We start from the raw sequence: 1,217 nt of genomic DNA, 5'->3' as shown, positions 1-1,217 counted from the left end.
AAAAGACTGGGAACGGCGTAATGACTGGGGCTGGCTATCGCAGCTCCGTGACCTCGACCGGGGGGTTCGTGACCTTCGGCACCGATCCCCTCGCGTTGCGATGGACCGGTGCCTATGACAGCCTGGCACAGCTGAAACGCGACCTTCGGGGCCTGTTCATATGAGTCGTGCCGTCCGTCGCGAACTGGTGCCGCAGCGCTTCAACCGCATTGGAAGGTCCTGAAATGTGCGGAATTGCCGGAATTGCTGCCGCCGCCAGCGCCCCTCCATTGGAAATGTCCCAGGTCAGGTCTATGTGCGGCAGCATCGTGCATCGGGGGCCCGACGAGGAGGGGCTTTACCTCGACGATGACCGGCGCGTAGCGATGGGCATGCGGCGGCTTGCCATCATCGATCTGGCCGGTGGACAGCAACCGATCTTCAACGAAGACCGCAGCGTGGCCACCGTATACAACGGTGAGATCTACAACTACCGGGAACTCCGCACGGAACTCGAGGCCAAGGGCCACACTTTCAGAACGAACTCCGACACCGAGGTGATTGTACATCTGTGGGAAGAGCACGGGGCCGGTTTCGTGGACCGTCTGAACGGCATGTTCGCCATCGCGCTTCATGATCTCCGCACAGGAAAGCTCCTTCTGGCGCGGGACCATCTCGGGATCAAGCCGCTCTACTGGTCGGCCACGGGCAAGCATCTGGTCTTCGGGTCCGAGATCAAGGCGTTGCTTGAAACCGGCCTGGTCGAGCGTCAGCTGGATGTCGACTCGGTGAGACAGTATTTGTCGTGGGAGTATGTCCCCGCGCCGCGGACACTTCTGCAGGGCGTCTACAAGCTTGAAGCGGCGCAGCTTCTTTTGCTGGATTTGTCCACGGGAGAGCATGAACTCCGCCAGTATTGGAACGTGCCGCATGCCGATGACTCGACCGCGGCCTGGTCGGATGCCCAATGGCAAGAGGCGGTCGCCGAGCAGCTCGACGTCTCGGTCAGGGCGCAGCTCATGAGCGAAGTGCCCCTTGGCGGGCTCCTTTCCGGCGGGGTTGACAGCTCACTCGTCGCGTCCGCGATGGGCCCGCTAAAAGCGTTCAGCATCGGGTTCAACGAGGCCAGCTACAACGAGCTGCCCTGGGCGCAGAAGGTGGGGGCGCATCTGGGCGCGGAACACCACGTCAAGATCATCGACTCGTCCGTGCCCGCGCTCTTCGACCGGTTGATGCAC

1 protein-coding gene is annotated in these 1,217 nt (G+C 62.1%); it reads left to right on the top strand.

What is annotated here, in order from left to right:
- Positions 1-224: 224 nt before the first annotated feature.
- Positions 225-1,217 (top strand): asparagine synthase (glutamine-hydrolyzing) (gene asnB / locus A2I95_RS39850; protein ID WP_291737866.1); only part of this gene is annotated, 993 nt, incomplete at its 3' end.

The organism is Leisingera sp. F5 (genome assembly GCF_001593695.1).
Note: the sequence above shows the minus strand (reverse complement) of the source record. Positions and strands in the feature narration are given on the sequence as shown.